This window comes from Rhodococcus sp. NPDC019050, from assembly GCF_055664235.1.
This window is the reverse complement of the sequence record NZ_JBVOON010000008.1, coordinates 28815-55208: the sequence shown is the minus strand read 5'-3', so window position 1 is coordinate 55208 and position 26394 is coordinate 28815. Positions and strand designations below refer to the sequence as shown.

Annotated in this window: 23 protein-coding genes and 1 pseudogene; 15 read left to right on the top strand and 9 right to left on the bottom strand. The window is 67.0% G+C overall.

Translation table 11 applies throughout. The annotated features are described in order from the left end of the window. The first annotated feature begins 3 nt into the window (after nt 1-3). On the top strand, nt 4-945 hold the full coding sequence (locus AC0B44_RS10950; protein WP_471902910.1) for a copper resistance D family protein: 942 nt from the start codon (nt 4-6) through the stop codon (nt 943-945). Between the two features lie 25 nt (nt 946-970). Here AC0B44_RS10950 and AC0B44_RS10945 read toward each other — a convergent pair whose 3' ends face one another. Beyond that, a complete protein-coding gene (locus AC0B44_RS10945; protein WP_471902909.1) occupies nt 971-1621 on the bottom strand; it encodes a UdgX family uracil-DNA binding protein in 651 nt (216 codons plus the stop codon). A gap of 82 nt (nt 1622-1703) precedes the next feature. After that, a pseudogene (locus AC0B44_RS10940) lies at nt 1704-2457 on the bottom strand (ABC transporter permease). 63 nt (nt 2458-2520) lie between these two features. On the opposite strand from AC0B44_RS10940, the gene AC0B44_RS10935 reads away from it, so the two are divergent. From AC0B44_RS10935 to AC0B44_RS10925, 3 genes are all read left to right on the top strand, one after another. Then, nucleotides 2521-3291 (top strand): DUF427 domain-containing protein, encoded by a 771-nt coding sequence (locus AC0B44_RS10935; protein WP_471902908.1) that lies wholly within the window; start codon nt 2521-2523, stop codon nt 3289-3291. A gap of 86 nt (nt 3292-3377) precedes the next feature. After that, nucleotides 3378-4043, top strand: coding sequence for a TetR/AcrR family transcriptional regulator (locus AC0B44_RS10930; RefSeq protein WP_471902907.1), 666 nt, complete (start codon nt 3378-3380; stop codon nt 4041-4043). After that, complete coding sequence (locus AC0B44_RS10925; RefSeq protein WP_471902906.1) at nt 4040-5611, top strand: MDR family MFS transporter; 1572 nt, start codon at nt 4040-4042, stop codon at nt 5609-5611. The genes AC0B44_RS10930 and AC0B44_RS10925 overlap by 4 nt, the downstream gene beginning before the upstream one ends. Here the strand turns inward: AC0B44_RS10925 and AC0B44_RS10920 are convergent. Continuing rightward, nucleotides 5580-7133: a succinic semialdehyde dehydrogenase gene (locus tag AC0B44_RS10920; RefSeq protein ID WP_471902905.1), complete on the bottom strand. Its 1554-nt coding sequence runs from the start codon at nt 7131-7133 to the stop codon at nt 5580-5582. The two genes, AC0B44_RS10925 and AC0B44_RS10920, sit on opposite strands and share 32 nt — an antisense overlap. Nucleotides 7134-7284: 151 nt before the next feature. Here AC0B44_RS10920 and AC0B44_RS10915 point away from each other — a divergent pair, with 151 nt between their 5' ends. Together AC0B44_RS10915 and AC0B44_RS10910 are read left to right on the top strand one after the other, a co-directional pair. Beyond that, nucleotides 7285-9126, top strand: coding sequence for an AMP-dependent synthetase/ligase (locus AC0B44_RS10915; protein WP_471902904.1), 1842 nt, complete (start codon nt 7285-7287; stop codon nt 9124-9126). Nucleotides 9127-9143: 17 nt separating this feature from the next. Continuing rightward, nucleotides 9144-9524: a DUF5313 family protein gene (locus AC0B44_RS10910; RefSeq protein ID WP_471902903.1), complete on the top strand. Its 381-nt coding sequence runs from the start codon at nt 9144-9146 to the stop codon at nt 9522-9524. A gap of 29 nt (nt 9525-9553) precedes the next feature. On the opposite strand, the gene AC0B44_RS10905 is transcribed toward AC0B44_RS10910, so the two are convergent. Next, the gene (locus AC0B44_RS10905; RefSeq protein ID WP_471902902.1) at nt 9554-10303 is read right to left on the bottom strand and encodes a FadR/GntR family transcriptional regulator; all 750 of its coding nucleotides are present in this window, start codon (nt 10301-10303) and stop codon (nt 9554-9556) included. 173 nt (nt 10304-10476) lie between these two features. Here AC0B44_RS10905 and rraA point away from each other — a divergent pair, with 173 nt between their 5' ends. Then, nucleotides 10477-10971, top strand: coding sequence for a ribonuclease E activity regulator RraA (gene rraA, locus AC0B44_RS10900; protein WP_471902901.1), 495 nt, complete (start codon nt 10477-10479; stop codon nt 10969-10971). 19 nt (nt 10972-10990) lie between these two features. On the opposite strand, the gene AC0B44_RS10895 is transcribed toward rraA, so the two are convergent. Then, nucleotides 10991-11215: an RNA-binding S4 domain-containing protein gene (locus AC0B44_RS10895; protein WP_471902900.1), complete on the bottom strand. Its 225-nt coding sequence runs from the start codon at nt 11213-11215 to the stop codon at nt 10991-10993. 28 nt (nt 11216-11243) lie between these two features. On the opposite strand from AC0B44_RS10895, the gene AC0B44_RS10890 reads away from it, so the two are divergent. The 3 genes from AC0B44_RS10890 to AC0B44_RS10880 all read left to right on the top strand — a co-directional run bounded on the left by AC0B44_RS10890 (nt 11244) and on the right by AC0B44_RS10880 (nt 15710). Further along, nucleotides 11244-12629: a cryptochrome/photolyase family protein gene (locus AC0B44_RS10890; protein WP_471902899.1), complete on the top strand. Its 1386-nt coding sequence runs from the start codon at nt 11244-11246 to the stop codon at nt 12627-12629. Between the two features lie 217 nt (nt 12630-12846). Next, nucleotides 12847-14229, top strand: coding sequence for a TIGR01777 family oxidoreductase (locus AC0B44_RS10885; RefSeq protein WP_471902898.1), 1383 nt, complete (start codon nt 12847-12849; stop codon nt 14227-14229). Nucleotides 14230-14237: 8 nt separating this feature from the next. Next, entirely contained in the window at nt 14238-15710 is a 1473-nt protein-coding gene (locus AC0B44_RS10880; protein ID WP_471903003.1) for an SDR family oxidoreductase, read from the top strand. Nucleotides 15711-15806: 96 nt separating this feature from the next. Here the strand turns inward: AC0B44_RS10880 and AC0B44_RS10875 are convergent, their stop codons facing one another. Beyond that, the gene (locus AC0B44_RS10875; protein ID WP_471902897.1) at nt 15807-16397 is read right to left on the bottom strand and encodes a lipocalin family protein; all 591 of its coding nucleotides are present in this window, start codon (nt 16395-16397) and stop codon (nt 15807-15809) included. 37 nt (nt 16398-16434) lie between these two features. Then, nucleotides 16435-17109 (bottom strand): fasciclin domain-containing protein, encoded by a 675-nt coding sequence (locus tag AC0B44_RS10870; RefSeq protein WP_471902896.1) that lies wholly within the window; start codon nt 17107-17109, stop codon nt 16435-16437. Nucleotides 17110-17268: 159 nt separating this feature from the next. Between AC0B44_RS10870 and AC0B44_RS10865 the strand changes: the two genes are divergently transcribed. From AC0B44_RS10865 to AC0B44_RS10855, 3 genes are all read left to right on the top strand, one after another. Continuing rightward, the gene (locus AC0B44_RS10865; protein WP_471902895.1) at nt 17269-17901 is read left to right on the top strand and encodes an alpha/beta hydrolase family protein; all 633 of its coding nucleotides are present in this window, start codon (nt 17269-17271) and stop codon (nt 17899-17901) included. 171 nt (nt 17902-18072) lie between these two features. Continuing rightward, entirely contained in the window at nt 18073-18648 is a 576-nt protein-coding gene (locus AC0B44_RS10860) for a sigma-70 family RNA polymerase sigma factor (protein WP_471902894.1), read from the top strand. Beyond that, nucleotides 18638-19423, top strand: a complete 786-nt coding sequence (locus AC0B44_RS10855) for an anti-sigma factor (RefSeq protein ID WP_471902893.1) — start codon at nt 18638-18640, stop codon at nt 19421-19423. Before AC0B44_RS10860 ends, AC0B44_RS10855 begins: the two co-directional genes overlap by 11 nt. A 7-nt stretch (nt 19424-19430) precedes the next feature. Here the strand turns inward: AC0B44_RS10855 and AC0B44_RS10850 are convergent, their stop codons facing one another. Both AC0B44_RS10850 and AC0B44_RS10845 read right to left on the bottom strand, forming a co-directional pair. Then, nucleotides 19431-20240, bottom strand: a complete 810-nt coding sequence (locus AC0B44_RS10850) for a putative protein N(5)-glutamine methyltransferase (RefSeq protein WP_471902892.1) — start codon at nt 20238-20240, stop codon at nt 19431-19433. 21 nt (nt 20241-20261) lie between these two features. Next, complete coding sequence (locus AC0B44_RS10845) at nt 20262-20777, bottom strand: MarR family winged helix-turn-helix transcriptional regulator (protein WP_471902891.1); 516 nt, start codon at nt 20775-20777, stop codon at nt 20262-20264. Nucleotides 20778-20823: 46 nt separating this feature from the next. Here AC0B44_RS10845 and AC0B44_RS10840 point away from each other — a divergent pair, with 46 nt between their 5' ends. Next, nucleotides 20824-22956 (top strand): MMPL family transporter, encoded by a 2133-nt coding sequence (locus AC0B44_RS10840; RefSeq protein WP_471902890.1) that lies wholly within the window; start codon nt 20824-20826, stop codon nt 22954-22956. Between the two features lie 86 nt (nt 22957-23042). After that, the gene (gene lysX, locus AC0B44_RS10835; RefSeq protein WP_471902889.1) at nt 23043-26378 is read left to right on the top strand and encodes a bifunctional lysylphosphatidylglycerol synthetase/lysine--tRNA ligase LysX; all 3336 of its coding nucleotides are present in this window, start codon (nt 23043-23045) and stop codon (nt 26376-26378) included. The last annotated feature ends 16 nt before the right edge of the window (nt 26379-26394 follow it).

The window sequence follows — 26394 nt, the reverse complement described above, 5'->3', positions numbered from 1 at the left end:
CGCATGATCTCGGTACGCCGGCGATGGCTCCTGGGGGCCGTCGCCGGCGTTCTCGTCGGCGCCGTCGCCGGGGTGGCGTGCGGTTGGGCGCTCGCGGCACCGGAAGCGTCGAGCTGGGTTCGGGCGCTGTCGGTGGCGGCGGGGTCGGCCGTGCTCGGTATCGCGGTCCTCGCCGCGATGGTCCGCGACGAGCGCCGCCCCGGATTCACCTCCGACGACGTGTGGCGCGCGACGGCCGCGCTGAGCGGAGTGTGGCTCGTACTCGAATCCGTCCACCTCGTACGGGAGGCAGCGTCGGCGGTCGACGTTCCGGTGGCGGGCCTGCGCGCCGGTCTGTTCGCCGAATACGTCTCGACTCCGGGTTCCGGACGGGTCGAAGCGGCGGCGTGGTTGTGCATCGCGGTCTGCGTCATCGTCGCGATGGTCTCGTACCGGCGATCGGCGACGTGGTCCACCGCGCCGGTGCTGGTGTGCGCGGCGCTCGCCTTGATCGCACGACCGGCGACCGGGCACATGGCTCAGCAGACGCTCGGATCGCTGCTCGATGCGATTCACGTCCTGGCAGCGGCCGTCTGGTTCGGCGTGCTGGCGGCGCTGGCGCTCCTCGTGCGCGGGCGCGGCACGTGGGCGCAACTGCTTCCGCGTTACTCCACTCTCGCCCTGCGGTGTGTGGTCGTCCTCGCGACGACCGGCGTGATCGATGCCGCCGTCCGGATGGGCTCGCTCGATGCCCTGTTCGGCACGGGTTACGGCCGCATCGTGCTGGCGAAGGCCGCAGTGCTCGGTCTATTGCTGGTGCTGGCGTGGACCTGGCGTCGCACCTGGGTGCCGCGCGCTGCGGCCCATCGCGTCACGGCCGACGAGTCGCTGCGCAACGCGGTCGTGGAGGTGTGTGGCATCGCCGTGGCGTTCGGACTGGCCGCCGCACTCGCCACCGCGCCGTGATCCGGGACGGATCACATCTTCGGCGTCACCCTCCCCGCGCCAGACCGGCGGCCCGTCGCAGGTCGCCGACGAGCGAGCGCAGGGCATCGTCACGACCCGACCGCGCGCGGAGCACCGCAGACGGATGGATGGTCACGACCACCGCCGGATCGTGGCCGTCGCGGTACTCGTCGGGTAGGCGCAGGATCTCGCCGCGGTGTGCGGTGAGCCGGAAGTCGGTGCCCAGCAACGCTTGCGCGGCGCTCGCACCCAGGCACACGATCACGTCGGGGCGTATCGCGTCGAGTTCGGCGAGCAACCAGGGCCGGCACGCCGCGATCTGACCACCGGACGGCTTCTTGTGGATCCGGCGTTTGCCGTTCGTGGACCGATCGAAGCGAAAGTGTTTGACGGCGTTGGTGGTGTAGACCGAACCGCGATCGACTCCGGCCTGCTCCAGTGCCTTGTCGAGCAGGTATCCGGCGGGTCCGACGAAGGGCTCTCCGGCGCGGTCCTCCTGGTCGCCGGGTTGTTCGCCGACGAGGAGCATCCGTGCGCTCTCGGGTCCGGCACCGAAGACGGTGCGGTCGGCCGCTTTGTACAGGTCGCACCCGCGGCAACTGCGTGCCGCCGCCGCGAGAGCAGGCACGTCACGCGCCTCGGGAAGGTACTCCTGGGCACCGGGATAGATCACCACGACGACGGGATACCCCCGCCCGGTGCCGATCCACGTCCGCGGCGCGCTTCGAGTGGGACGGGCCGCCCATCCGGCGAGTTCGTCACCCGGGCACCACCGGTCGCTGCCGGACGGTCCGGCCCAGGCCGAGGACGACGAGTACGGCGGTGATCGATCCCGCCGCCATGATGGCGGCGAGCACCACCACCTGGAAGCGCCCTGCCTCCACCGGGGGACAGTCCCCCGAAGATCGCGCCGACGAAGGCGCCCGGCAAGGTCACCAGGCCGGTCGTCTTGGTCTGATCGGTCGGCGGGATCATCGCCGCGTGCACCGCGAGCCGGGCATGCTCCTCTGTCGCCTGCCGCATCGTCGCGCCCAGTGCGAGCCACCCTTCGACGTCGAGCCATCGGTCGTCGACGATCTCGTGGAAACGGCGGCCCGCGAGACTCGCGACGGTCATCGCGTTGCCGATGACGATGCCGCCGAGCGCCAGCGCGTACCGCGGCGTCGCCTCCACCGCGCCGCTCACGAAGATCACCACGAGGGCCACGCCGACGCCCAGCACCATCGCACCGGCGACGATGGCCCCGACGCGCGCACTCGTCCCGACGCGGCGGGCAGCGGTCCAACCTGCGACCGAGAACATGACGACCAGGACGACGCCGACCCATCTCGCGTCGGCGATGACTCCGGTGAGCACGACGCTGATGACGGCGAGTTGGAGTCCGCCCCGCGCCAGGGCGTACAGGGACGCAAACCTGTGCGGGACCCCGAACACCCACAGCACCGACGTGGCCACCGCGGCGAGCGCGAGGACACCGATCAGCGTGCGGAGCAGCAACTCGGGGTCGTCCATCATCGGAACGAGCGTATCGACCCGGGCATGCCAGAGGGGCACCGTGCGCGATACGGTCGAAGCATGGCACGCAAGACCGCTGTCCGCCGTCAGGAACCCGAGTCCGACGACTATCTCTTCGAGCCCACCGAACGCAGGATCCGGGGAGAATGGTTCGACCGGACGATCGTCGACAGCGATCGAGCATGGCTGGTCTGGGCGCCGGGCAAGCCGGTGCCTTTCTACGCGTTTCCCCGTGACGACGTCCGACTCGACCTGATCGGTGCGTCGCTGTCCCCGAGTCGTAGCCGGCCGGACGTGTGGCAGTGGTACGACGTCACGGTCGGTGACCGGCGCGCGTATGCGGCGATCTACCAACTCGACGTCGAGGGCCTCGAAGACCGTCTGGTGTTCCAGTGGTTCCGCCACGGCGAGACCGGACCGGGCGACGAGGTGGACGAGGGCGAGCGCTGGTTCGAGGAGGAAACCGAAGTGTTCACTCATCCACGCGACCCGCATCATCGGGTCGATGCTCTGCGCAGCGGGCGCCATGTACACGTCGAGATCGACGGCACCGCAGTCGGCGACACCCGCAATCCGGTGCTCGTCTTCGAGACGGGATTGCCGACCCGCTACTACCTGCCACCGGACGACGTCGACTTCTCGGTCCTCGAGGAATCCGAATGGCGGACGAGTTGCCCCTACAAGGGGACCGCGCGGTACTGGTCGTTCAACGGTCAGCCACCGACGGAGAACGTCGCGTGGTCGTATCCCGAACCGTTCGCCGAGGTCGCGGACATCGCCGGTTACCTGTGCTTCTACGACGACGCGGCCGACATCACCGTCGAGGACTGAACCCCTGCGACGCGACGGGTAACAACGTTCTCATTCGGAGAGAACTGCATTTGCATCGGAAGATTTCTGCACTAATGTAAAACTTCATGACTGCAGTGGGGCCCCGGGCCGCGGACGCGAAAGGTTCCCATCGCGAGCGCAAGCGGGCACGTACCTGGGCGACCATCCACCTCGCCGCAGCCGAAGCCGCTGCCGCGCACGACCGCCTCGCGGACGTCACCGTGGAAGCCGTGGCCGAGCAGGCCGAGATCTCCCCGCGCACCTTCTTCAACTATTTCAGGTCCAAGGAGGACGCCGTCCTCGGTCAGCAGTCACCGGTCATCCACGAGGAGATTGCCGACGCCTTCCACATCGAGGCAGGCGACGATCTCGTCGAGAAGGTCGCGTTTCTGTTGCTCGCGGTGTTCCGGACCTCGGTCCACCGGCTCATCGGCTACGGCGAGTACGTCACGCTGCTCGACCGCCATCCGGAACTGGCGCGCCGGCGACTACAGCACATCGATGCCGTCGAGGCTCTCGTCGCCGATCTCGTCACCGCGCGCCTCGCCGATTCGCAGACGCGGGGCATCTCCCGAACCGGACCCTCCGGCCACACGACCGAGGAGACCGCACTCCTGATCGTGACGGTCGCCGGAGCCGTGATGCGCACCGCGATGCGACCCGTGCTCGACCTGAAGGACGGGACGGAAGACGACGCCGATTCGATCCTGCGGCGCACCTGCGCACTGTTCAGGGAGGTCTCGCGCCCATGAAAAACGGAACCGAATCATCGCACAACGGACTCGAGTTCGACCGCCGCACAATCACATTCATCTTCGCCGGACTGATGGCGACGATGCTGGTCGCCTCACTCAACCAGACCGTCCTCAACCCCGCCCTACCCACCATCGTCGGCGAACTCCACGGGGTGGACAAGATGCTGTGGATCGTCACGGCATACATCCTCGCGTCCACCGTCACGATGCCGATCTACGGAAAGCTCGGCGATCTGTACGGCCGCAAGCCGCTGCTGATGACCGCCCTGACCATCTTCATGGTGGGGTCGACCATCAGCGCGTTCGCCGGAGACATCACCTGGCTGATCGTCGGCCGGGCCGCGCAGGGCGCAGGCGGCGGTGGACTGATGGTGTTGTCGCAGGCGACGGTAGCCGACGTGATTCCCGCCCGGCAGCGCGGAAAATACCTGGGCGTCATGAGCAGCGTCTTCGCGGTGTCCTCGGTCGCCGGTCCCCTGCTCGGCGGGTGGTTCACGGAGGGGCCGGGATGGCGCTGGGTGTTCTACATCAACCTCCCGCTGGGCATACTCGCCCTCATCGCGGTCGCGCTGTTCCTCCGGTTACCCCGCACGCGCAGTTCGCGACCCCGCATCGACGTCGCCGGAATGACGGTGCTCTCGCTCGCCACGACGCTTCTCGTCCTCGTCGCGACCTGGGGCGGATCCCGCTACCCGTGGACCTCGCCCGCGGTGCTTGGCCTCATCGCGGCGACACTGGCCGCCGCGGTGCTGTTTCTGTTCATCGAAAGCCGTGCAGCGGAACCCATCCTGCCGCTGCATCTGTTCCGCGACCGCAACTTCGACGTGAGCACCCTCGCCGGACTGCTCAACAGCGTCGCGCTGTTCGGCGTCGCGGCATACATGCCGACCTACCTGCAGATGGTCGCGGGACGCAGCGCGACGGTCGCGGGCCTGCTGATGTTCCCGATGATGGGTTCGATGCTGGTCACGTCGACTCTGTCGGGGCGACTGGTGAGCCGGACCGGACGCTACAAGGTGACGCCCATCGTCGGCTCGGTGCTCGTCGCGGTGGCGATGCTGCTGCTGTCGCTGCTCACCGTCGACACCCCGATCTGGGTCCTCTGCTGCTTCCTCGCCGTGCTGGGAATCGGGTTGGGCGCGTCCATGCAGATCATGGTGCTCGTCGTGCAGAACTCCTTCCCGGTGGAAGAAGTCGGCACCGCGACGGCCGGCAACAACTACTTCCGGCAGATCGGGGCGACCCTCGGCTCGGCCGTGGTCGGCAGCGTGTTCGCGAGCCGACTGAGCCTTCTTCTCCTCGAGCGGGTCCCGGAAGGACAGTTGCCGGGAGACGGCGCCAATTCCCTCACGCCGACCGCGGTGCGCGCATTGCCCGACGCCGTGCAGCAGCCGATCGTGGAGTCCTACAACGACGCTCTCACACCGATCTACCTGGTGATCAGTCCGCTGGCGATGGTCGCGGCGATACTGCTGTGCTTCGTCGTCGAGAAGCCACTCGCGACGACCATCGCGCGGCGTACGGACCGGGCACTCAGCGACCCGGCAGCCACGCCATCGCCTTGACGAGCGGGGGCAGCATCTTGGCCCAGACCTGCCTCGGAAGGCCACGCGGGCCGTCGAGGTTCAGCACCCGGGTGACGGCGACGGTCTGCGACTCGGTGTACTTGAGAAGCCCTTCGGCGCCGTGCCGGCGGCCCACGCCGGAGATCCCCACGCCGCCCATCGGAGCATCCATGCTGCCCCACGCCGGCGCGTAGCCCTCGTCGACGTTGACGGTGCCCGCGCGGACCTTCGCTGCGATCTCCTCGCCCTGCGCCTTGGTCGCCGCCCAGACGGACGCATTGAGCCCGTACTCGGTGTCGTTCGCGCGCCGGATCGCCTCGTCGACGTTGTCGACGGGGTACACCGACACGACGGGGCCGAAGGTTTCGTCGCGGTAGCACTCGGCGTCTTCGGGAACGTCGGTGAGCACGGTCGGTTCGTAGAACAGCGGACCGAGATCGGGACGGGCCTTGCCGCCCGCCACCAGAGTCGCGCCCTTCGCCACCGCGTCGTCGACGTGGCCCGACACCGTCTTGACCTGGGTCTCGTTGACGAGGGATCCCATCTCGGTGTCGAAGTCGTAGGAGGGTCCGAGCTTGATCGCGCGCACCCGGTCGCCGAACATCCGCAGGAACTCCGGAGCGATCGACTTCTCGACGTAGATGCGTTCGATGGAGATGCACAACTGCCCGGAGTTCGAGTAGCACGCGCGCACCGCCGCGTCGGTGACCTTGCGCAGGTCCGCGCCCGCCGTGACGATCATCGGATTCTTGCCGCCGAGTTCGGCGGAGAAGCCGATCAGTCGCCGACCGGCCTGCTCGGCGAGCAGTCGGCCCGTCTGCGAGGAACCCGTGAACATCAGGTAGTCGGAGTTCTCGACGATCGCCGTGCCCACCACCGATCCGGGACCGGGCACGACCGCGAACACGTCGCGCGGCACACCTGCCTCGTACAGCAGTTCGGCGACTGCCAGTGCGCAGTACGGAGTCTGGCTGTCGGGCTTGAGCACGACCGCGTTGCCCGCGAGCAGTGCGGGGATCGCGTCGGACACCGCAAGGGTCATCGGGTAGTTCCACGGCGCGATGACACCGACGACACCCTTCGGATGGTGCAGCACCGTGGTCTTCGTCAAGCCGGGAAGCATGCCGGTCGCACGACGGGGCTCGAGCAGTTTCGGGGCGACCCGCGCGTAGTGGCGCGCCGTCATCGAGATGTCGAGCACCTCCTCCTGCGCGGACGTACGGGACTTACCCGTTTCCGCCTGAGCCATGTCCATCAGGCTGTTGCGCCGCGCGAACACCAGTTCGCGGTACCGGAGGATGATCGCTGCGCGCTCGGCGACGGGCATCCGCGCCCACGCCGCCTGTGCTGTGCGCGCGCGGGCGATGGCGGCCTTGGCGTCGTCGGCCGTCCCGACGGGAACGGTCGCGATTTCCCGTCCCGTGAACGCCTCCACGACAGGCCGGGTGGGCCGGTCCGCCGCATCGGGAATGGCGATCAGGTCGGCGAGTCGCGCAAAGGTCGCAGCGCTCGGAGCAGGCATAAAACACCCCTACCGGTGAGTAGTTCTCGGAGTTACACCAAACGTACCCCGGCTCGGTGGCCCCTGTCACAACCGCCACCCCGCGCGGGGACGGGCGGTGGTACCGCGAAATCGGGCATGTCGACCGGGCCGGCTTCCTAAACTGACACATATGACCACATCACAGGGGCTATCCGATGAGAAGGTCGATTGGAGCAAGATCGAGAACCGGGCACCGTCCATCGCCCAGTTGTTTCTCGACCGCGTCACCTCCACACCCGAGTCCGAGGCGTTCCGGTTCCCGATGGGAGCGGAGGAGTGGATCGGGGTCACGTGGGAAGAGACCTACGATCGTGTGCGCCTGCTGGCCGCCGGTCTCGTAGCCCTCGGCATCGAACCCGAGGACCGTGTCGCCCTCGCCTCGTCGACTCGGTACGAATGGGTGCTCGCAGATCTCGCCGTGATGTGCGCCGGCGCCGCCACGACCACGGTGTACCCCACGACGAGGGCACCGGATGTCGCCTTCATCGTCGCGGATTCGGGCAGCCGCATCGTGATCGCGGAGGACGCCGCGCAGGTCGACAAACTGGTACGACACCGGGACGAGTTGCCCGACGTATCCAAGGTGGTCGTCGTCGACGGCCACGGGGACGGTGACTGGATCATCGGTTACGACGATCTGGAGGATCTCGGCCGGTCGCTGCTCGCCGACAACCCGGAGGCGGTGTCCGACCGTATCCGGCAGATCGAGCCGGACCACCTCGCGACGCTCATCTATACGTCGGGCACCACGGGGAAACCCAAGGGTGTGCGTCTGCCGCATTCCGCCTGGACGTACGAGGCCGCCGCGATCGACGCCATCGGCCTCCTCGGTCCCGACGATCTCCAATATCTGTGGCTTCCGCTCTCCCACGTCTTCGGGAAGGTGTTGCTCACTCTTCCACTGCAACTCGGTTTTCCGACCGCGGTGGACGGCAGGCCCGACAAGATCGTCGAGAACCTGGCGGTCGTGCATCCCACCTTCATGGGTGCGGCACCGCGGATCTTCGAAAAGGCCTACGCCCGAATCCAATCGATGATGGATCAGGAGGGCGGCGCGAAGAAGAGGATCTTCGATTGGGCCGTCGGGGTCGGGAAGAAGGCGACACAGGCGCGCCAGGACGGCCGTGCGCCGGGAAGACTCGACAAGGTCGTGCTTCCGCTGGCCGATCGACTGGTCTTCTCGACCGTCCGTGAGCGGTTCGGCGGCAGGTTGCGGTTCTTCATCTCGGGATCGGCTCCGCTCGACCCCGCCATCGGAAAGTGGTTCGACGCGATCGGCATTCCGGTCCTCGAGGGGTACGGCCTCACCGAGACCTCGGCCGCGTCGTGCGTCAACCGGCCGGATTCCAACCGGATCGGCACCGTGGGCCGTCCGGTGCCGGGCACCGAAGTCACCATCGCCGAGGACGGGGAGGTGCTCATCAAGGGCCCCGGAGTCATGACCGGGTATCACAACCGCCCCGACGCGACAGCCGAGTCGCTGACCGACGACGGCTGGTTCCGCACCGGCGATATCGGCAACCTCGACGACGGTTACCTGACGATCACCGACCGCAAGAAGGACATCTTCAAGACGTCGCAGGGCAAATACGTCGCTCCGTCAGCGACCGCGGCGACGTTCAAGGGAATCTGCCCGTACGCGTCCGAGATCGTCGTGTACGGCGAAGGGCGTCCGTATTGCGTAGCGCTGGTGGGTCTCGACCCGGAGACGATCACCGAATGGGCCGGCAGAAACGGTCTCGACGGCGCGAGTTTCGCCGAGATCTCGCAGCACCGGAAGACTCACGGCCTGATCTCGACGTACATCGAAGAACTCAATCTGCAACTCAATCGCTGGGAACAGGTCAAGAAGTTCACGATCATCGACCGCGAACTGTCGGTCGCGTCCGGCGACCTGACGCCGAGTATGAAGTTGCGCCGGAAGGTGGTGATGGACACGTTCTCGGACAGCCTGGTGGGTCTCTACGACTGAAGGCATATGCTGTCGATATGAGTAGCGCACGACCTAATTTGTTGCAGCGTCTCGGATACATGGTCGGTCGCACGCTGCCGCCCGAGATGCGCGAGTGGGTACGCGACGACATCCTCGGCCCCGGAGGTTCGCGTCGCTACCTCCTCCGCTGGAATCTGCCGGTCATTCCGCCCCTGATGCTGTTCCTGCTCATCCCGGGACCGGTGTGGATCCCCTTCGCGATGATGCTGCTGCTCTACCTGCCGTGGATCTACTTCTCGGCGGCCCTCATGCCCGTGTGGCAGCGCCATCGCCTGCAGCAACACGGAATCGACCCCGAACTGCTGAGCGCGAAGGCCCGCGACCGGGCCGCCCGGGAGCGCGAGGACTACGAGCGCCGTATGGGCCGCGCCGTCTGACGTTCGCCCCGGCGACCCTCGCCGGGAAGTCAGGACAGAATCTCGACCAGCGTGGTCTCGCTGTCCCCCGTCATGAATTTCTCGACGCTGTCGAGATGACGCCGCCAGAACGCTTGCGCTGCACCCGGTTCACCCGTGCGCAGCAATCCGACGAGTTTGCGGCTCGCGCGCAGCGCGGTCGACGCTCCGGGACGTTCGGGCTCGTTGCGCGTGGAGATGTACAGGGCCGCGTGCGCATCCATGATGTCGAGGAGCATCCCGGCCAGCGTCTCCAGCGTTTCGTTGCCGCCGAGTTCCATGACCGTGCGGTGCACCTCGGTGTTCGCCTTCGCGAAGGCGTGGGGGTCGTCGAAGACAGCCTCAGCCTCCTCGACGACGGCTGCGAGCCGATCGACCTTCCCCTCGGGATCTGCAGCGATCAGACCCACCGCCGCGACCTCGAGTTCGGTGCGGGCGCGGTAGACGTCGGCAAGGGGAACGCCTCGGTACTGCAGCAGCAGACCGGCGTAACGGGCGGCGACGGACCTGTCGGGCGCCTGGACACGGGCCCCGCCGTGGGCACCGCGCAGGACGGTGATGATGCCCTCCGACTCGAGGATCCTGAACGCTTCCCGCAACGTCGGGCGCGATACTCCGAAGCGCTCCATGAGCGCGGCCTCGTTGGGGAGCGGTTCGCCGGCCTTCAGTTCGCCGGTGATGATCTGGCGGCGAAGATTCCCCGCGATCAGTTCACCTGCCTTGGGCACCCGCACGATCGTCGAACGTCCGTCGAGTGGCATGTCCCCGTCCTGTACTCCTGTAGGCGTGTTCACCGGCAACCGTGAACCTTTGTGAAGGATACAAGGATCTACCGCTTTGCCTCTTTCAAGAGATCAATAATCCACCTGTATCGGTTTTCGGGTGTCGTCCATCCCGTCCGGACGCGGACCGGGGTGCCAATTATCCTCAGCACATGAGCGAAGCCACTGCACACGCATTCACCGCAACCGCCGACCTCGCAGACGAGATCGGCCCGGACATCCGTAGCTGCGACACGCAGTTCATCCAGTTCGGTGGACGCACCGAGTTTGCGGGACCCATCACCACGATTCGGTGCTTCCAGGACAATCTGCTCGTCAAGCAGACGCTGTCCGAGCCCGGAAACGGCGGGGTGCTCGTCGTCGACGGTGGCGCAAGCATCCACACGGCACTCGTCGGCGACATCATCGCGGGCCGGGGAGTCGACAACGGGTGGGCCGGGGTCATCGTCAACGGTGCCGTCCGCGACTCCGCGATCCTGCGCACCCTCGACATCGGGGTCAAGGCGCTCGGCACCAACCCCCGCAAGAGCACCCAGACCGGATCCGGCGAGAAGAACGTGCCGGTCGAGATCGGCGGGGTGACCTTCAACCCCGGCGAGATCGTCTACAGCGACCACGACGGCGTCGTCGTGCGCGCCGAGAACTGACGGCGCCCGGCGGCGGTCGTCAGGCGTCGCGCGCGACCCGCGCGCTCGTCCCGCCGATCTCCACCACGTCGCCGGGGTGCAACTGACGGCCACGTCGCACGTCGACCTCGCCGTTCACCGACACCAGGCCGTCTGCGATGACCTCCTTCGCCTCGGCACCCGACTCGATCAGGCTCGCCAGCTTGAGGAACTGGCCGAGCCTGATCGTCTCGTCACGGATCGGTACTTCGAAGACATCGGACATGCCGACCATTGTCCCGCACACTGGTTCGATGAGCCGCTCCGCCATCCTCTGGTTCCGACGCGACCTCCGGCTGGGTGACCTGCCGGCCCTTCTTTCCGCCGCCGCCACCGCCCCGCAAGCGGTGGCGTTGTTCGTTCTGGACGACGCTCTACTCCGTCCTGCGGGGCCTCGGCGGCGTGCCTTCCTCATGCGTTGCCTGCGCGCCCTCGACGACGACCTGTCGGGGCGTCTTCTCGTCGTCCGGGGCGACCCAGCGGACGTGGTGCCCGCGGTGGTGCGCGAGTTCGACGCACCCGAGGTGCACATAAGCGAAGATTTCGGTCCGTACGGCGTGCAGCGCGACGCGCGTGTGGCCGAGGCTCTCGGGGACGTGACACTGGTTGCCGGTGGCTCTCCGTACGCCGTGTCGCCCGGCCGCATCGTCAAGGCCGACGGGAGGCCCTACAAGGTGTTCTCCGCGTACCGGCGCGCCTGGCTCGACCACGGCGCACGTCCTCCCGCTGACACCGGTGCCGGAACGGTGGAATGGCTCGACGTGGCAGGTGTCCGCTCCCGCGTGCCTATCCCCGAACCCGAAGACGTCACGCTGCCGCCGGCGGGTGAACAGGCCGCTCTCGCGCGCTGGCGGGAATTCGCCGCGGACGCCCTCGAACGCTATGCGACCGACCGGGACCGCCCCGCCCTCGACGGCACGAGCCGATTGTCGGCGCACCTGAAGTTCGGGTGTATCCATCCCCGCACACTGCTCCACGACCTGCACGATCACCCGGGCGACGGAGCAACCACCTTTCGCAGCGAACTCGCCTGGCGCGACTTCTACGCCGACGTCCTGTACCACCGTCCCGACACCGCACGCCGGAATTACAACCGGGCGTTCGACGCAATCCGCTACGACACCGGTCGCGAGGCCGACGCACTGTACTCCGCATGGTGCGAGGGCCGGACCGGGTTTCCGATCGTCGACGCCGGAATGCGCCAATTACTCGCCGAAGGCATGATTCCCAACCGGGTGCGGATGATCGTCGCCTCGTTTCTCACCAAGGATTTGCACATTCCGTGGTGGCGCGGCGCCCGGCACTTCATGAGGTACCTCGTGGACGGGGATCTTGCCTCCAATCAGCACAATTGGCAGTGGACCGCGGGGAGCGGTACCGATGCCGCACCGTACTTGCGGATATTCAATCCGACATCGCAGGGCGAAAGATTCGATCCGGAGGGTGATTACGTCCGTCGTTGGGTACCCGAACTCCGGAGTGTCGTGGGCAGCCGGGTTCATTCGCTGCCGGACGGCCCACCGGAGGGATATCCCGCGCCCGTGGTGGACCACGCTCACGAACGCCGGGTAGCGCTCGAACGGTACGGGAAAATTCGATCTGTGAATGGACCCATCCGCCGGTCGGGTCGCGCCGAATAAGAACGGGCGGATCGTCCGCCTCCGACAATAAGGAGTCACTGTGCGCGCACTTCTCGAAGCTGCATTCATGGCCATCCACACCCCGCTGGTCGAGGGATATCTGTTCCTCTTCAGCGTGATTCCCGCCTGACCGGAATGCGGCGCCGGGAATGCCGGCGCCGCACACCGGATCCCGACAATTGCGGCGCCACAACGGCGGACACGGCCAGGAGGAACCATGGGCATCGAGTACAGCAGCATCGTCGACGCCCCTCGCGACGAGGTGTTCGCGTGGCACGCCCGTCCCGGCGCGGTCCACCGTCTGATCCCGCCGTGGCAACCGATGAGCGTGGAGTCCGAAGCCGATTCGCTCGCCGACGGACGTGCCGTCCTCCGTCTGCCCGGCGGCCTGCGCTGGGTCTCCGATCACCAGCCCGATTCGTACGATCCCCCTGCCCGTTTCGTCGACGCCCTCGGACACGACGGGCTCAAGTCTCTGCCGCCCACTCTGATTCGGTCGTGGAGGCACGAGCACCGCTTCGACGTCGTCGACGAATTCCGGACCCGCGTCACCGACCGGGTGGACACCCCGGTCCCGGAACGCGCCCTCACCCAGACATTTCGGTACCGGCACCGGCAACTCGCCGACGACCTCGCGAGCCACCGCAGGGCCCACACCGAGGGCGTCTGTCCCCGAACGGTCGCGGTGACCGGGTCCCACGGCATCGTGGGCAGCGCCCTCACCGCATTCCTGAGCGCCGGTGGTTACCGGGTGGTCCGTCTCGTCCGGCGACCCGTCCGCAGCCTCCTCGAAAAGCAACTGGACCAGGAAAGATACTGGGATCCGATGGATCCCGCCCCCGACCTGCTCGAAGGGGTCGACGCTGTCATCCATCTCGCAGGCGCCTCGATCGCCGGCCGGTTCACCGAAGCTCACAAAGCGGGAATCCGCGACAGCAGGGTCGCGCCGACCTGGCGCCTCGCCGAACTCGCCGCCGGAACCAGCAACGGTCCGGCAAGTTTCGTGTGCGCCTCCGCCATCGGTCTCTACGGTTACGATCGCGGGGATGCCGCACTCGACGAACACTCGTCGCGCGGTGCGGGTTTCCTCGCCGGTGTCGTGGCGGACTGGGAAGCGGCAACCCAACCGGCCGAAAAGGGCGGCATCCGAGTCGTGCAGGTGCGCACCGGAATCGTCCAGACACCGCGAGGCGGCACCCTGCAATTGATGCGACCGCTCTTCGCCGCCGGACTCGGCGGAAAACTGGGTAACGGGCGGCAGTGGCTGTCGTGGATAGACATCGACGATCTGCTCGACGTCTACCATCGCGCGCTGACCGATCCGTCCCTTTCCGGTCCCGTGAATGCGGTGGCCCCGCAACCGGTCCGGAACGACGAGTACACCCGGGTTCTCGCGAGCGTGCTCCACCGCCCCGCACTGCTCTCCGTGCCCGGCTTCGGACCGCGGGCTCTGCTCGGCGACGAAGGTGCCCGCGAAATCGCCGAAGCGAGTCAGTTCGTCGTACCCAAGGTGCTCCTCGACGCCGGGCACCGCTTCCGCCGGCCCGAACTCGAGTCGTCGCTGAGACATCAACTCGGACATATCGTGAACGGGAAGTGACGACGGACATGACCGGGGCCCGCGTCCTCGTCACCGGCGCCACCGGATACATCGGCGGACGTCTCGCACCGCGACTGCTCGAGGCCGGCTACCGGGTCCGGGTGCTCGCACGCAGTCCCGACAAACTGCGGGACGTGCCGTGGGCGGACGACGTCGAGATCGTGCGCGGTGATCTCGCCGACGTCGAATCGCTTCGCACAGCCTGCCGGGACATCGATGTCCTCTACTACCTGGTCCATTCGATGGGTGGTCGTGACGAATTCGTCGAAGCGGAACGGCGGGCCGCGGAGAATGTAGCGACCGTCGCGCGGGAGTCCGGAGTCGCACGACTGGTCTACCTCGGAGGGCTGCACCCCGAATCCGGCCGACTGTCACCGCATCTCGGTTCACGTGCGCAGGTCGGGCAAATTCTTCTCGAATCGGGCGTTCCCACTCTGGTTCTCCAGGCCGGCGTCGTGATCGGTTCGGGCTCGGCGTCGTTCGAGATGATCCGGCACCTGAGCAACCGGCTTCCCGTCATGACCACACCTCGGTGGGTGAACAACCGCATCCAGCCGATCGCCGTCCGCGATGTCCTGCACTATCTCGTCGCCGCAGCCGACGCACCCCTCCCCCACAGCGGTGCCTACGACATCGGTGGTCCCGACGTGCTCCGCTACGGCGAGATGATGCAGGTGTATTCGGAGGTCGCCGGGCTGTCCAAGCGTCGTATCGTCGTGCTGCCCGTGCTGACCCCGCGACTCGCCGGGCTGTGGATCGGCCTCGTCACGCCCATTCCCCCGGGGCTCGGAAGGGCCCTCATCGAATCGCTCGGTTCGGACGCCGTGATGCGCAATCACGACATCGACGCCGTGATCCCTCCCCCGGCGGAGGGACTCACCGGTTATCGAGATGCCGTGCGCCTGGCCCTGAACCGGCTCGAACACGGAGAAGTCGAAACCACCTGGTCGAGCGCATCCCCCGTCGGTGCTCCGGCCGAGGCGCTGCCGTCCGACCCCGATTGGGCAGGCGAGGTGGTGTACATCGACGAGCGTTCGATTGAGTCCGATACGTCGGCCGACCGTGTGTTCGCCGTCGTCGAGAGCATCGGCGGCGAAAACGGTTGGTATTCCTTTCCGCTCGCATGGACGGTGCGCGGCTGGCTCGACCGGTTCGCCGGCGGCGTGGGATTGAATCGGGGGCGCCGCGATCCGCGGAGGCTCCACACCGGCGACGCCCTCGACTTCTGGCGGGTCGAACGCATAGAGCGACCTGAACTGCTCCGGTTGCGCGCCGAGATGCGGGCACCGGGCGGAGCGTGGCTGGAATGGCGGATCGAGCGGCTCGCAGCCGACCGGACGAAACTGACGCAACGAGCGATCTTCTTCCCCAAGGGAATTGCCGGGCGACTCTATTGGTACTCACTGTTGCCGTTCCACGGCATCATCTTCCGCGGCATGCTCGAAAACATCGCCGGCGCGGCGTCACGATCCGCCGCCTGACCCTTCGGTGGGCGAGGAAAGCGGTGGGCAGGGAAAGCAGTGCGCACGGAAAGAGGGCCCGCCGTGACGGCGGGCCCTCTTCCTCCCCGACAGGAATCAGACCGTGCAGAGCGGCCTGATGTCCTGCATCCCCTCGGTGGTCGGCGAGGTCAGCATGAGGCACGCGTTGTACCCGCTGTTCTCGACGACACGTCGGATTTCCTGCCACCCAGCAGGATCGACGACCGGCGACCGTGACAGGACGAAACCGGACAAGCGAGTCGAATCACCGACGAACGCCAGCGAGTAGTCGTCTGCCAGGTAGGTGACGATGTAGTTGCTCGGCCCGTCCAGCGAGTCCTGGGTCGGAATCCCCGGGAACGACACATGGAGTTGCGCAGTGTCGTTCACCCTGGCATTGCCCACGATGCCGCGACGCTGACCGGTGAACGTGGTGCAATTGTTCTCCACCCGGACATTGCGTTCGTCGAGCAACGTGTAGTTCGCCGTCGTGTCACGTGCGCAGTCGAGGTTGAACGGCGCCGGATTGGCGGCGAGCTGATACCACTGCCCGACATACTGGTTCACGTCCAATTGTGGAACGGGCGTGAGCGGCGCGGCCTGCGCCGGTGCTGCGAAAGCGAACGCACCCGCGGCGGCGATGAAAGCCGCCGCGAGTCCCCGAACGCTGTTTCGAATCTTCCGCATCGATACCTGACCTTCCCGAGACGTGTTGGAGTGGTGCTTACTGCGGGGTCAGCACGCTGTCGATCAGGTAGACGACGCCGTTCTCGGTCTCGATGCCGCCGCAAATGACGTTGGCGCCGTTGACCGTCCACATATCGCCTTCGCCGGTGACCTCGACGGTCTCACCCTGCACGGTGGTCTGGGTGCCCGCGACATCGTCGATGGTGAGCTCACCCGGGACCACGTGGTAGGTGAGGATGTCCGTGAGCATCCCGGAGTCGGTCTGGAGGGTTTCCACCGTGGCGGGATCGAGTGCCGCGAAAGCATCGTCGACCGGCGCGAATACGGTGAATTCGCCACCGTCGAGCGTTTCGACGAGGTTGACGTCCGGGTTGAGCTGGCCGGAGAGCGCCTGCGTCAGCGTGGTCAGGATCGGCACGTTGCCCGCGGCCTCGGTAATCGTCTGTGTCGACAGTTCTTCGACGGATGCGGGACCGGTGGGGTTCGCCTCGACGTAAGCGGCACAACCGGGACCGACCGGGCCCGCTGCTGCGGCCTGCGCGGAGGTGCTTCCCATGCTTCCCGTGGTGGTCTCCATGGCCGAACTGGTGGTCGTCGTGGTCGACGACGAATCCGAATCCGATCCGGAGTCGTCCGAGCAGGCTGCGACACCGAAAGCGGACATCGCACCGATTCCGATGACCGCCAGGCTCTTACGTGTAGCGATGTTCATGACTGAAATTCCCTTCGTAAGCCGTGGCCTGGACGACCACGCCGATCGATGTGTCAGGGGTCATTCGGTACCAGTGTGAAGGCGGATTGGTCGGGGCGTGGAGTTTTTCCTCCGACGCCCCCGACCAATCCGCAGTGCGGGCTGCAACGAAGAACGGTCATGGAGACTCCTCCGGGCCTTTCGCGGGCTCACGTGCTGGTACTACCGGGTGGCAGGCCCGTCGGTGCCGAACAGGCACGCCCGTGGCACCTTCCGCAGATCCGGATGTCCGCTTTCACGAGCACGCTGCGTTCGCGCCTTCGGCCGCACGACATCACCGTGGAGCAGGTCCACTACCGGTATCGCGGCTGGAACGGCACTCACATGAGCCCCGTCCGCGACGCGCTGGAGGCTCTCGACCGCGCGAACAAGCGAGGGCAGACCCGGATCGGCCTCGTGGGCCATTCGATGGGCGGCCGGGTCGCGGCGCATCTCGCTTCGCAGGAGGGTGTGGAGTCCGTCGTCGCGCTCGCGCCGTGGTGGCCCGAGAACGACGCCGAACACATCCCGGCGGGCCGGCATCTGCTGGTCGCCCACGGCACCGACGACCGTTCGACCGACCCCCGCGCCACGCAGAGTCAGACGATGGCCGCCCGCGACCGTGGTGTGAAGGCGCGCTGGCGTCCGCTGCCCGGAGCCGGACATTTCATGCTTACCGACCCCCGTTGGTGGGCGACCACCACCACCGACTTCCTGGTCTGCACTCTCGCCACCGAACCGTCGACCAGGCCCGGAGACGATCGTGTTTCCTGATATCCCGAAATTCCTCCGTCCCCACGGCGGCGATATCGGCTTTCCGAATGGCGTCGTTGCGAAGGATCGTCGTTCCCGTAATTCCCGGAGGTGACCGTGGTGCTGTACGCCGATGTCTTGAGCCGCCGGTTTCGTCCGGCTAGGCTCACGTTCGATGAGCGGACTGAGCCGATGACCGGCGTCGGTAGGGATACCGACACTCTGGGGGCGCTACTCACGCGTGTCGCCGCGCAGGATCAGGCCGCGTTCGCGGAACTCTACGACGCCACGCGCGCCCGCGTATTCGGCATGGTCCTGCGAGTTCTCCGCGATCCCGGTTACAGCGAAGAGACGACGCAAGAGGTCTACCTCCAGGTGTGGCGGTCGGCCGGCAATTTCGACGAGAACCAGGGATCGGCGTTGTCGTGGATCATCACGCTCGCGCACCGGCGCGCGGTCGATCGGGTACGAAGCGAACAATCCGGGGCCGACCGCGAGTCGCGCTACGGGTCGTCGAGCGTGGATTCCGCGTTCGACTCGGTCAGTGAAGAGGTCACCCAGCGCGACGATCGCCGGCGGATCACCGACTGTCTGGGCTCGCTCACCGACCTCCAGCGCAAATCCGTCGAACTCGCCTATTACGGTGGATACACGTATCGCGAAGTGGCGGAAGAACTTTCATCCTCTCTACCTACTGTCAAGTCGCGGATCCGCGACGGACTACTCCGACTGAAGACCTGCTTGGGGGTGACTTCCGATGGCGCTTGAAAACGATCGTGACCTGCTCGAGATGGCGCCGGTGATCGCTCTCGACGCGGTTGCGCCCGACGAGCGGGACGAAGTTTCCGCACAACTGGACGATGCCACGCCCGACACAGCGGCGCGTTTCGCTGCCGACGTCCGTGAGATCCGCGAGACTCTCGCCGCGATGTCCGCCGCCACTGCGACCGAGCCGCCGGCCGGACTGCGAAACCGGTTGCTCGATCTGGTCGCAGCGGACGCGCCCGGCGGCCGTTCCGCGGAGCCCACGGCTCCGGAGGACACCGATCGCGCCGGAGGGGGCTCGTCCGACGTCGTCTCTCTCGAAGAACGTCGCAGGCAGAACAGGCGGCGGAACTTCCTGTTCGCCGCGGCCGTGGCTGTCGTCATCGCACTCGGCGGTGTCGTGGTGGCGAACCAGTGGTCGCAGACGACCGAGAGTCCACTCGCCGAGCGAGTGCTCGCTGCCGATGATGTGCGCACCACCACCGGCACCCTCGAAGGTGGCGGCGCGGTGACGGTCGTCTTCTCCCAGGAAGCCGGCGCCGGTGTGCTCGTGATGAACAACGTGGCGCCACCTGCCGACGGGACCGTCTACCAGATGTGGCTGATCGGACCGGAGGGTCCGCAGTCCGCGGGCACCATGGCCCCGGCGGATGTGGCACCGTCGACGACCGCGCTGCTCGAAGACATCTCCGGCGCCACCGCCCTCGGGTTCAGCGTGGAACCCACGGGTGGATCCACCGCGCCGTCGTCGATCTTCGCCGAACTGCCATTGGGCTGACGAGATGTCACCTACGGTCACCGACGACGACCGTGGCGTCGAACTCGTCCGAGAAATGTGTTCGCGCGTGGAATTCCGCGCGCTCCAACACCTTTTCCGCGACGGGTGCCTGACGCGCCGCAGTCTCGATCAGCAGCCGGCCTCCGGGCGCAAGCCATCGGCCCGCCTCGGTGACGAGGCGGCGGTGGATGTCGAGTCCGTCCTCGCCGCCGTCCAGTGCGACACGCGGTTCGGAACACCGCGCCTCGCGCGGCATCGACTCGATCGCGTCCGACGGTACGTACGGAGCGTTCGCGACGAGCACGTCGACGCGCCCGCGCAGCGAATCGGGCAGGGACGCGCACAGGTCGCTCTCGAACACCCGCTCGGGCGGCAGGTTGAGCCGCGCGCATCGCACGGCGACGGGATCGACATCGGACGCGTACACCTCGCACCCGGAAAGAGTCGCGGCGAGCACCGCCGCCACCGCGCCGCACCCGCAGCACACGTCCACGACGACCGGATCGGGTGGCGCGGCCTGCGCGGCGCACCTCGTCAGGAACTCCGTGCGGCGCCGCGGGACGAACACACCGGGTGTCACCGCGATACGCATGTCGCAGAACTCCACCCAGCCGAGGAGATGTTCGAGTAGCTCCCCGGCGATCCGCCGCGCAACGAGAAGGTCGAGTTCACGCCCGGAGCCTGCGGCGTCGGTGAGCAGGCGCGCTTCGTCCTCGGCGAAGACGCATCCGCCGCGACGCAGCGCCGCGACGACGGCGGACGACGGTTCGGGCCCGGGCAGGTGTGCCCCAGGCTGATCCGACTGCGCGAAAGCCATGGTGAACCCTATCGCGCGGCGTCAATCCGTTTCGGGGGATGGATGGTCGCCGCTCTGGGTACTCCCGGTCGCGTGAGGAGACGTGTCGTGATGCGCGCGGACGATTTCGATGAGCAGGCTACGCAGCGTTTCGGGGTCGGATACCGGCACCGGCGGCACGGCATCCTCGTCGGCGCCGGGGAGTCCGTCCCGCTCGAGATCGAGGACCCTCCGGTAAGCGGTCGCGCCCGCGGCGGTGATCGTCACCCGCATTCGCCGCTCGTCGTCCGGATCGACGGCGCGGGTGGCGAATCCGCCGCGCACGAGATGGTCGACGGTGCGGCTCATCGTCTGATCGGTCACGCGGCACGTCCGTGCCATCTCCCTCTGCGACATCGGTTGAGCCGCAATCGAATGCAGCGCAATAACGCCTGCGTGGGTGAGTCCCCGCCGGCGAAGCCGCTGTTCCCACGCTCGCTCGACGAGGCGGGCAGCGGTGGACAGCAATCGTCCGGTGGGCCATGCCTCGAGATCGTCGCGTCCTCCATCGTTCAGCACGCTGAATAATTTAGTATTCGATTATTCGTTCACGCCAGGAGGAATCTTGAGCACTGCAACCGCACCCCCGCGCAAGACCGGCCGTTGGAGATGGCTGCTACCGGCACTCCTCCTCATAGCGTGGCTCGTAGCCGCGGGTGGAGGCGGGCCGTTCGCCGGCAAGCTCAGCGAGGTCGCGTCGACCGACGCGAGTTCGTTCCTCCCGGCGTCCGCCGAGTCCACCCAGGCCGACGAACTGTACGCGCAGTTCAGCAGCAGCAGCTTCATCCCGGCAATCGTGGTGGCAGAACGCGACGGCGCGATCACCCCCCAGGACATCGAGTTCATCGCGACCCAATCGGCCGGACCGCCGCCGATCCCGTCCGAGGACGGCAGCGCGGTTCAGATGATCGTCCCGATCGATTCCACGGGTGAGATCGGGGACGCCGTCGAGGACCTCCGCGGAGCCCTCGAGAACGCTCCCGAGGGTCTGAATGTCTACGTGACGGGACCGGCCGGTCAGGCCGCCGACCTGTCCTCGGCCTTCGCCGGGATCGACGGTCTGCTGCTGCTCGTCGCAGGTGGCGTCGTGCTGGTCATCCTCGTGGTGGTCTACCGGAGTCCGATCCTGCCGTTCGTCGTCATCATCTCGGCGGTCTTCGCGCTGGCTCTTGCGAGCCTGGTGGTGTATCTGCTCGCCGATGCCGACATCATCGCGCTCAACGGGCAGAGCCAGGGCATCATGTTCATCCTGGTGTTCGGCGCCGCGACGGACTACGCGCTACTGCTCGTCTCCCGCTATCGCGAAGAACTGCGGATGGAGCAGGACAAGTACACGGCCATGCGGATCGCACTCCGAGGGGCGATCGAACCCATCGCCGCGTCGGCGGGCACCGTCATCCTCGGCGTGCTGTGCCTCCTGCTGTCGGATCTCAACTCCAATCGCGGTCTCGGCCCGGTCGCGGCGATCGGCATCGCCGCGTCGTTCCTCGCCTCGATCACCTTCCTTCCCGCCGCCCTGGTCCTGCTCGGGCGCGTCGCTTTCTGGCCCACCCGGCCCAAGTACGAGCCCGGCCTCAACCAGAACGACATCGAGAGCGGTCACCGCTTCTGGGGTCGCGTCGCGCAGTGGGTCGGGTCCAAGCCTCGGCCCATCTGGATCGTGTGCACGCTCGTACTCGTGGTCTTCGCAATCTTCGCGCCCCAGTTCAAGGCAAGCGGCGTCGCGTCGTCCGAGGTGTTCCTGCTGCAAACCGATTCGAAGACGGGCCAGGAAGTCCTCGGCGAGCACTTCGACGCGGGCACCGGTTCTCCCACGACCATTGTCGCGCGTGAAGAGTCGCTGGACGCGGTCGTCGACGGCGCCGCCGGCGTCGAGGGTGTCACCGAAGCCCGGCCCGTCACCGGTCAAGGCGACGCACCGCTCGTGGTCGACGGTCGCGTTGCTGTGCAGGCCACCCTCTCGAATCCCGCGGATTCGCTTGCCGCAGAGCAGACCGTCGAACGGATCCGCGAGGCGACACACGCCGTGCCGGGCGCCGAGGCGCTCGTCGGTGGTCCGACGGCCGTCGACCTCGACACCAAGGACACCGCAACCCGCGACCGCACCCTCATCATTCCCGTGGTGACACTCGTGGTGCTGCTGGTGCTCATCGTGCTGTTGCGGGCCCTCGTGGTGCCGATCCTGCTGATGCTCACCGTCATCCTCTCGTTCGCAGCAACTCTCGGCGTCTCGTCGCTGCTGTTCAACCACGTATTCGGTTTCCCCGGTGCAGATCCGGTGGTGCCGTTGTTCGGCTTCGTGTTCCTCGTGGCGTTGGGTATCGACTACAACATCTTCCTGATGACCCGAGTCCGCGAGGAGACCAGGAAGGTCGGTACCCGGCAGGGCGTGTTGCGCGCACTGACCGTCACCGGCGGCGTCATCACGTCGGCGGGTGTCGTTCTGGCCGCGACGTTCTCGGCGCTCGCGGTGATTCCGTTGCTGTTCCTCGCGCAGTTGGCATTCATCGTCGCGTTCGGCGTCCTGCTCGACGCCCTGCTGGTGCGAGCGCTCCTCGTGCCCGCACTGTCCATCGACATCGGCAAGAAGATCTGGTGGCCCAGCGCGCTCGCCAAGCACGAAGCGAACGAGCACACCGATACCGGCACCGATACGCCCGGAGTCACAACCACACCCGATTCCGGGGGAACCCGATAGGGATTCACTCCAAGTGGCCGACCCTCCGGTCGGTCACTTGGAGGGGTTCCGCCGACGGACCCGCACCGTAGCGTTACGGTCGGTGCATGTCTGCGGATCCCACCGCGCCGCCCTCGCCGTCGCCTGTCGCGACCGAGGTGCGGCGCCCCCAGGAGCCCCATCCTTCGCTGTCGGCGCGCGTGAGCAGTCACCTCGCCGCCGTCCCGCACATCGCCGGTCTGGTCCTCGGTGTGTACGCGACAGCGATGGCGCTGTGGTCGATCTCGCCCACGCTCCGCTTTCTGATCCGCACGCCGCGTGAGTACATCGACCAGTACTACTTCGATGCTCCCGACACCAGCCTCTCGCTCGCGCTGGTCATCGGTCTGCTCGCCGGTGCGATCGCGGGACGCAAACGAATCGCCTGGTGGATCCTCACGATCTACCTCGGCGGCTTCATGATCACCAATCTCGTCACGGCGATCGTCGACGGCGACGCAGCCCATCTCGTTGCCATGGTTGTGCATCTCGCGGCCGTGGCGGTACTGCTCCTCGCGTACCCCGAGTTCTACACGAGGGTGCGACGGGGCGCGGTGTGGACTTCTCTCGCCGTCCTCGTCGGTGGACTCGCCGCCGGCACCCTCGCCGGATGGGGACTGGTCGAACTCTTCCCGGGCACGCTTCCACCCGCCGACCGATTCCTCTGGGCGCTGAACCGCGTCGTCGCATTCAGTTTCATCGACAACGATCAATTCGCCGGTCGCCCGCACGGATTCGTCAACACTGTCCTGGGATTGTTCGGTGCCCTGGCACTGCTTGTCGCTCTCGTGGTGTTGTTCCGGTCGCAGCGATCCGCCAACGCACTCACCGGGACCGACGAATCCGCGATCCGGGGTCTGCTGTCGCACAGCGACGATTCGCTCGGCTACTTCGCGACTCGGCGCGACAAGGCGGTCGAGTTCGCCCCGAGCGGCAAGGCTGCGGTGACGTACCGGGTCGAACTCGGGGTGTGCCTCGCGAGCGGTGATCCCGTCGGCAACCCGGAAGCGTGGCCCCACGCGATCGACGAATGGCTCGACCTGGCGCGCGCCTACGGCTGGACTCCCGCTGTGCTCGGTGCGAGCGAAGAAGGGGCGACGGCGTATCACCGTGCGGGACTGACCGTTCTGGAACTCGGCGACGAGGCAGTGCTGTCCACGGACGGTTTCACCCTCTCGGGACGAGAAATGCGCCCGGTCCGCCAGGCCGTGAGCCGAGCCCGCAAACACGGTGCCACCGTGCGCATCACACGCCACCGCGATCTGTCACCGATCGAGATGTCCGCCGTCGCACGACGTGCCGACGCGTGGCGTGACACCGAGACCGAGCGTGGATTCTCCATGGCACTCGGACGTCTCGGTGATCCGCTCGACGGTGACTGCCTGCTCGTCGAAGCCGTGGTCGACGGATCTGTCGTCGCAATGCTGTCACTCGTGCCGTGGGGATCCGACGGAGTCTCCCTCGATCTCATGCGGCGCGACCCGCACGCGCCCAACGGTGTGGTGGAAATGATGGTGTCCGAGTTGTGCTCGCGTTCGGCAGAATTCGGGGTGCACCGGGTTTCGTTGAATTTCGCGGTGTTCCGGTCGGCGTTCGAAGAGGGTGCCCGGCTCGGCGCCGGACCGATCATGCGCCTGTGGCGCTCGATCCTCCTGTTCTTCTCGCGCTGGTGGCAACTCGAAGCCCTGTACCGCTCCAACGTGAAGTATCGGCCCGAGTGGGTTCCGCGGTATCTGTGCTTCCGCGAGACCCGGGAGATCCCGCGGGTGGCACTCGCCGCTGCGGTCGCAGAAGGATTCCTCACCCTTCCGAGCTTCGGACGGCGCACGAAACGCACTCACACCGGCACACATTCGTCGTTCCCGCCGGGCGTGGATTCGGTAGAGGCACTGCACGACGACGGAAGCGCGCCCGACTCCGCCCCGGAACGCGAGCACGCCGACGACGCCTCGGTGAAGCGTCCCGAGCAGGACCGGGTTCGGATGGCGACGCTCGAACGCATCATCGAGCACGGGGTGGATCCGTATCCCGTCGCGATCGCCCCGACCCACACGGCGGTGGAAGCCCACGATGCTCGCAGTGGCACCTCCGTCGTCGTCGCCGGGCGCCTGATGCGCATCCGGGATTTCGGCGACGTGCTGTTCGCGGTTCTGCGGGATTGGTCGGGCGACATCCAGATCCTCGTCGACAACCAACGCGTCGGTGGCCAGCGGTTCCTGTTCGACCTCGGTGACCTCGTGGAGGTGACCGGCCGGATGGGACGCAGCCGCAGCGGGGAGATCTCGGTGCTCGCCGACTCCTGGCGGATCGACGGCAAGTGCCTGCACCCGCTGCCCGACAAGTGGCGAGGGCTCGTCGATCCCGAAACCAAAGTGCGACAACGTTATCTCGATCTCGCGATCGACACGCACGCGCGTGGGCAGCTCGCCGCGCGCAGTGCGATCGTGCGGTCGCTGCGGGAGGAGTTCCAGGCCCGCGGGTACCTCGAAGTCGAGACGCCCATCCTGCAGGCGGTGCACGGCGGTGCCAACGCGGCGCCGTTCGTCACGCACATCAACGCCTACGACACCGATCTGTACCTCCGGATCGCCCCGGAGCTGTATCTCAAACGCTTGTGTGTGGCGGGCATGACGAAGGTGTTCGAGATCGGGCGTGTGTTCCGCAACGAGGGCGCCGACTTCAAGCACAATCCCGAGTTCACGATCCTCGAGGCCTACGAGGCGCACAGCGATTACGAGAAGATGCGCGTCGTGGCCCGGGAACTCGTCCAGGCCGCCGCGCGCGCCGCGCACGGACGCGACATCATCCTGCGCCCGGGTCCGGACGGCACACCCGTGGAAGTCGACATCTCCGGGGAGTGGCCGGTCAAAACGTTCCACGACGCCCTCTCCGAAGCGCTCGGTACGTTCGTCGACGCCCAGACACCCGTCGACGTACTCCGGCGTCTCTGCGACGAACACGGCATCTCCTACAGCACGGCCTGGGACGAGGGGCAAACCGCTCAGGAGATGTACGAGCACCTCGTGGAGGCGCGTACCGAGTTCCCGACGTTCTACACCGACTTCCCGGCGTCGGTCTCGCCCCTGACCCGGCCTCACCCGCGGAAACCGGGCGTTGCCGCGAAGTGGGACCTCGTGGCGTGGGGCGTCGAACTCGGCACGGCCTACAGCGAACTCACCGACCCGGTCGACCAGCGTGCCCGGCTCACCCGGCAATCGTTGCTCGCGGCCGGCGGTGACGAAGAGGCGATGGAACTCGACGAGGACTTTCTCGAAGCCCTCGAATACGCGATGCCCCCCACCGGCGGACTGGGGATGGGTGTCGACCGCATCGTGATGCTCGTCCTGGGCGGCGGCATCCGCGAGTCGCTGGCGTTCCCGTTCGTCAAGCCGAGGCGGTCCTGACAGGCGGTTTCACGTG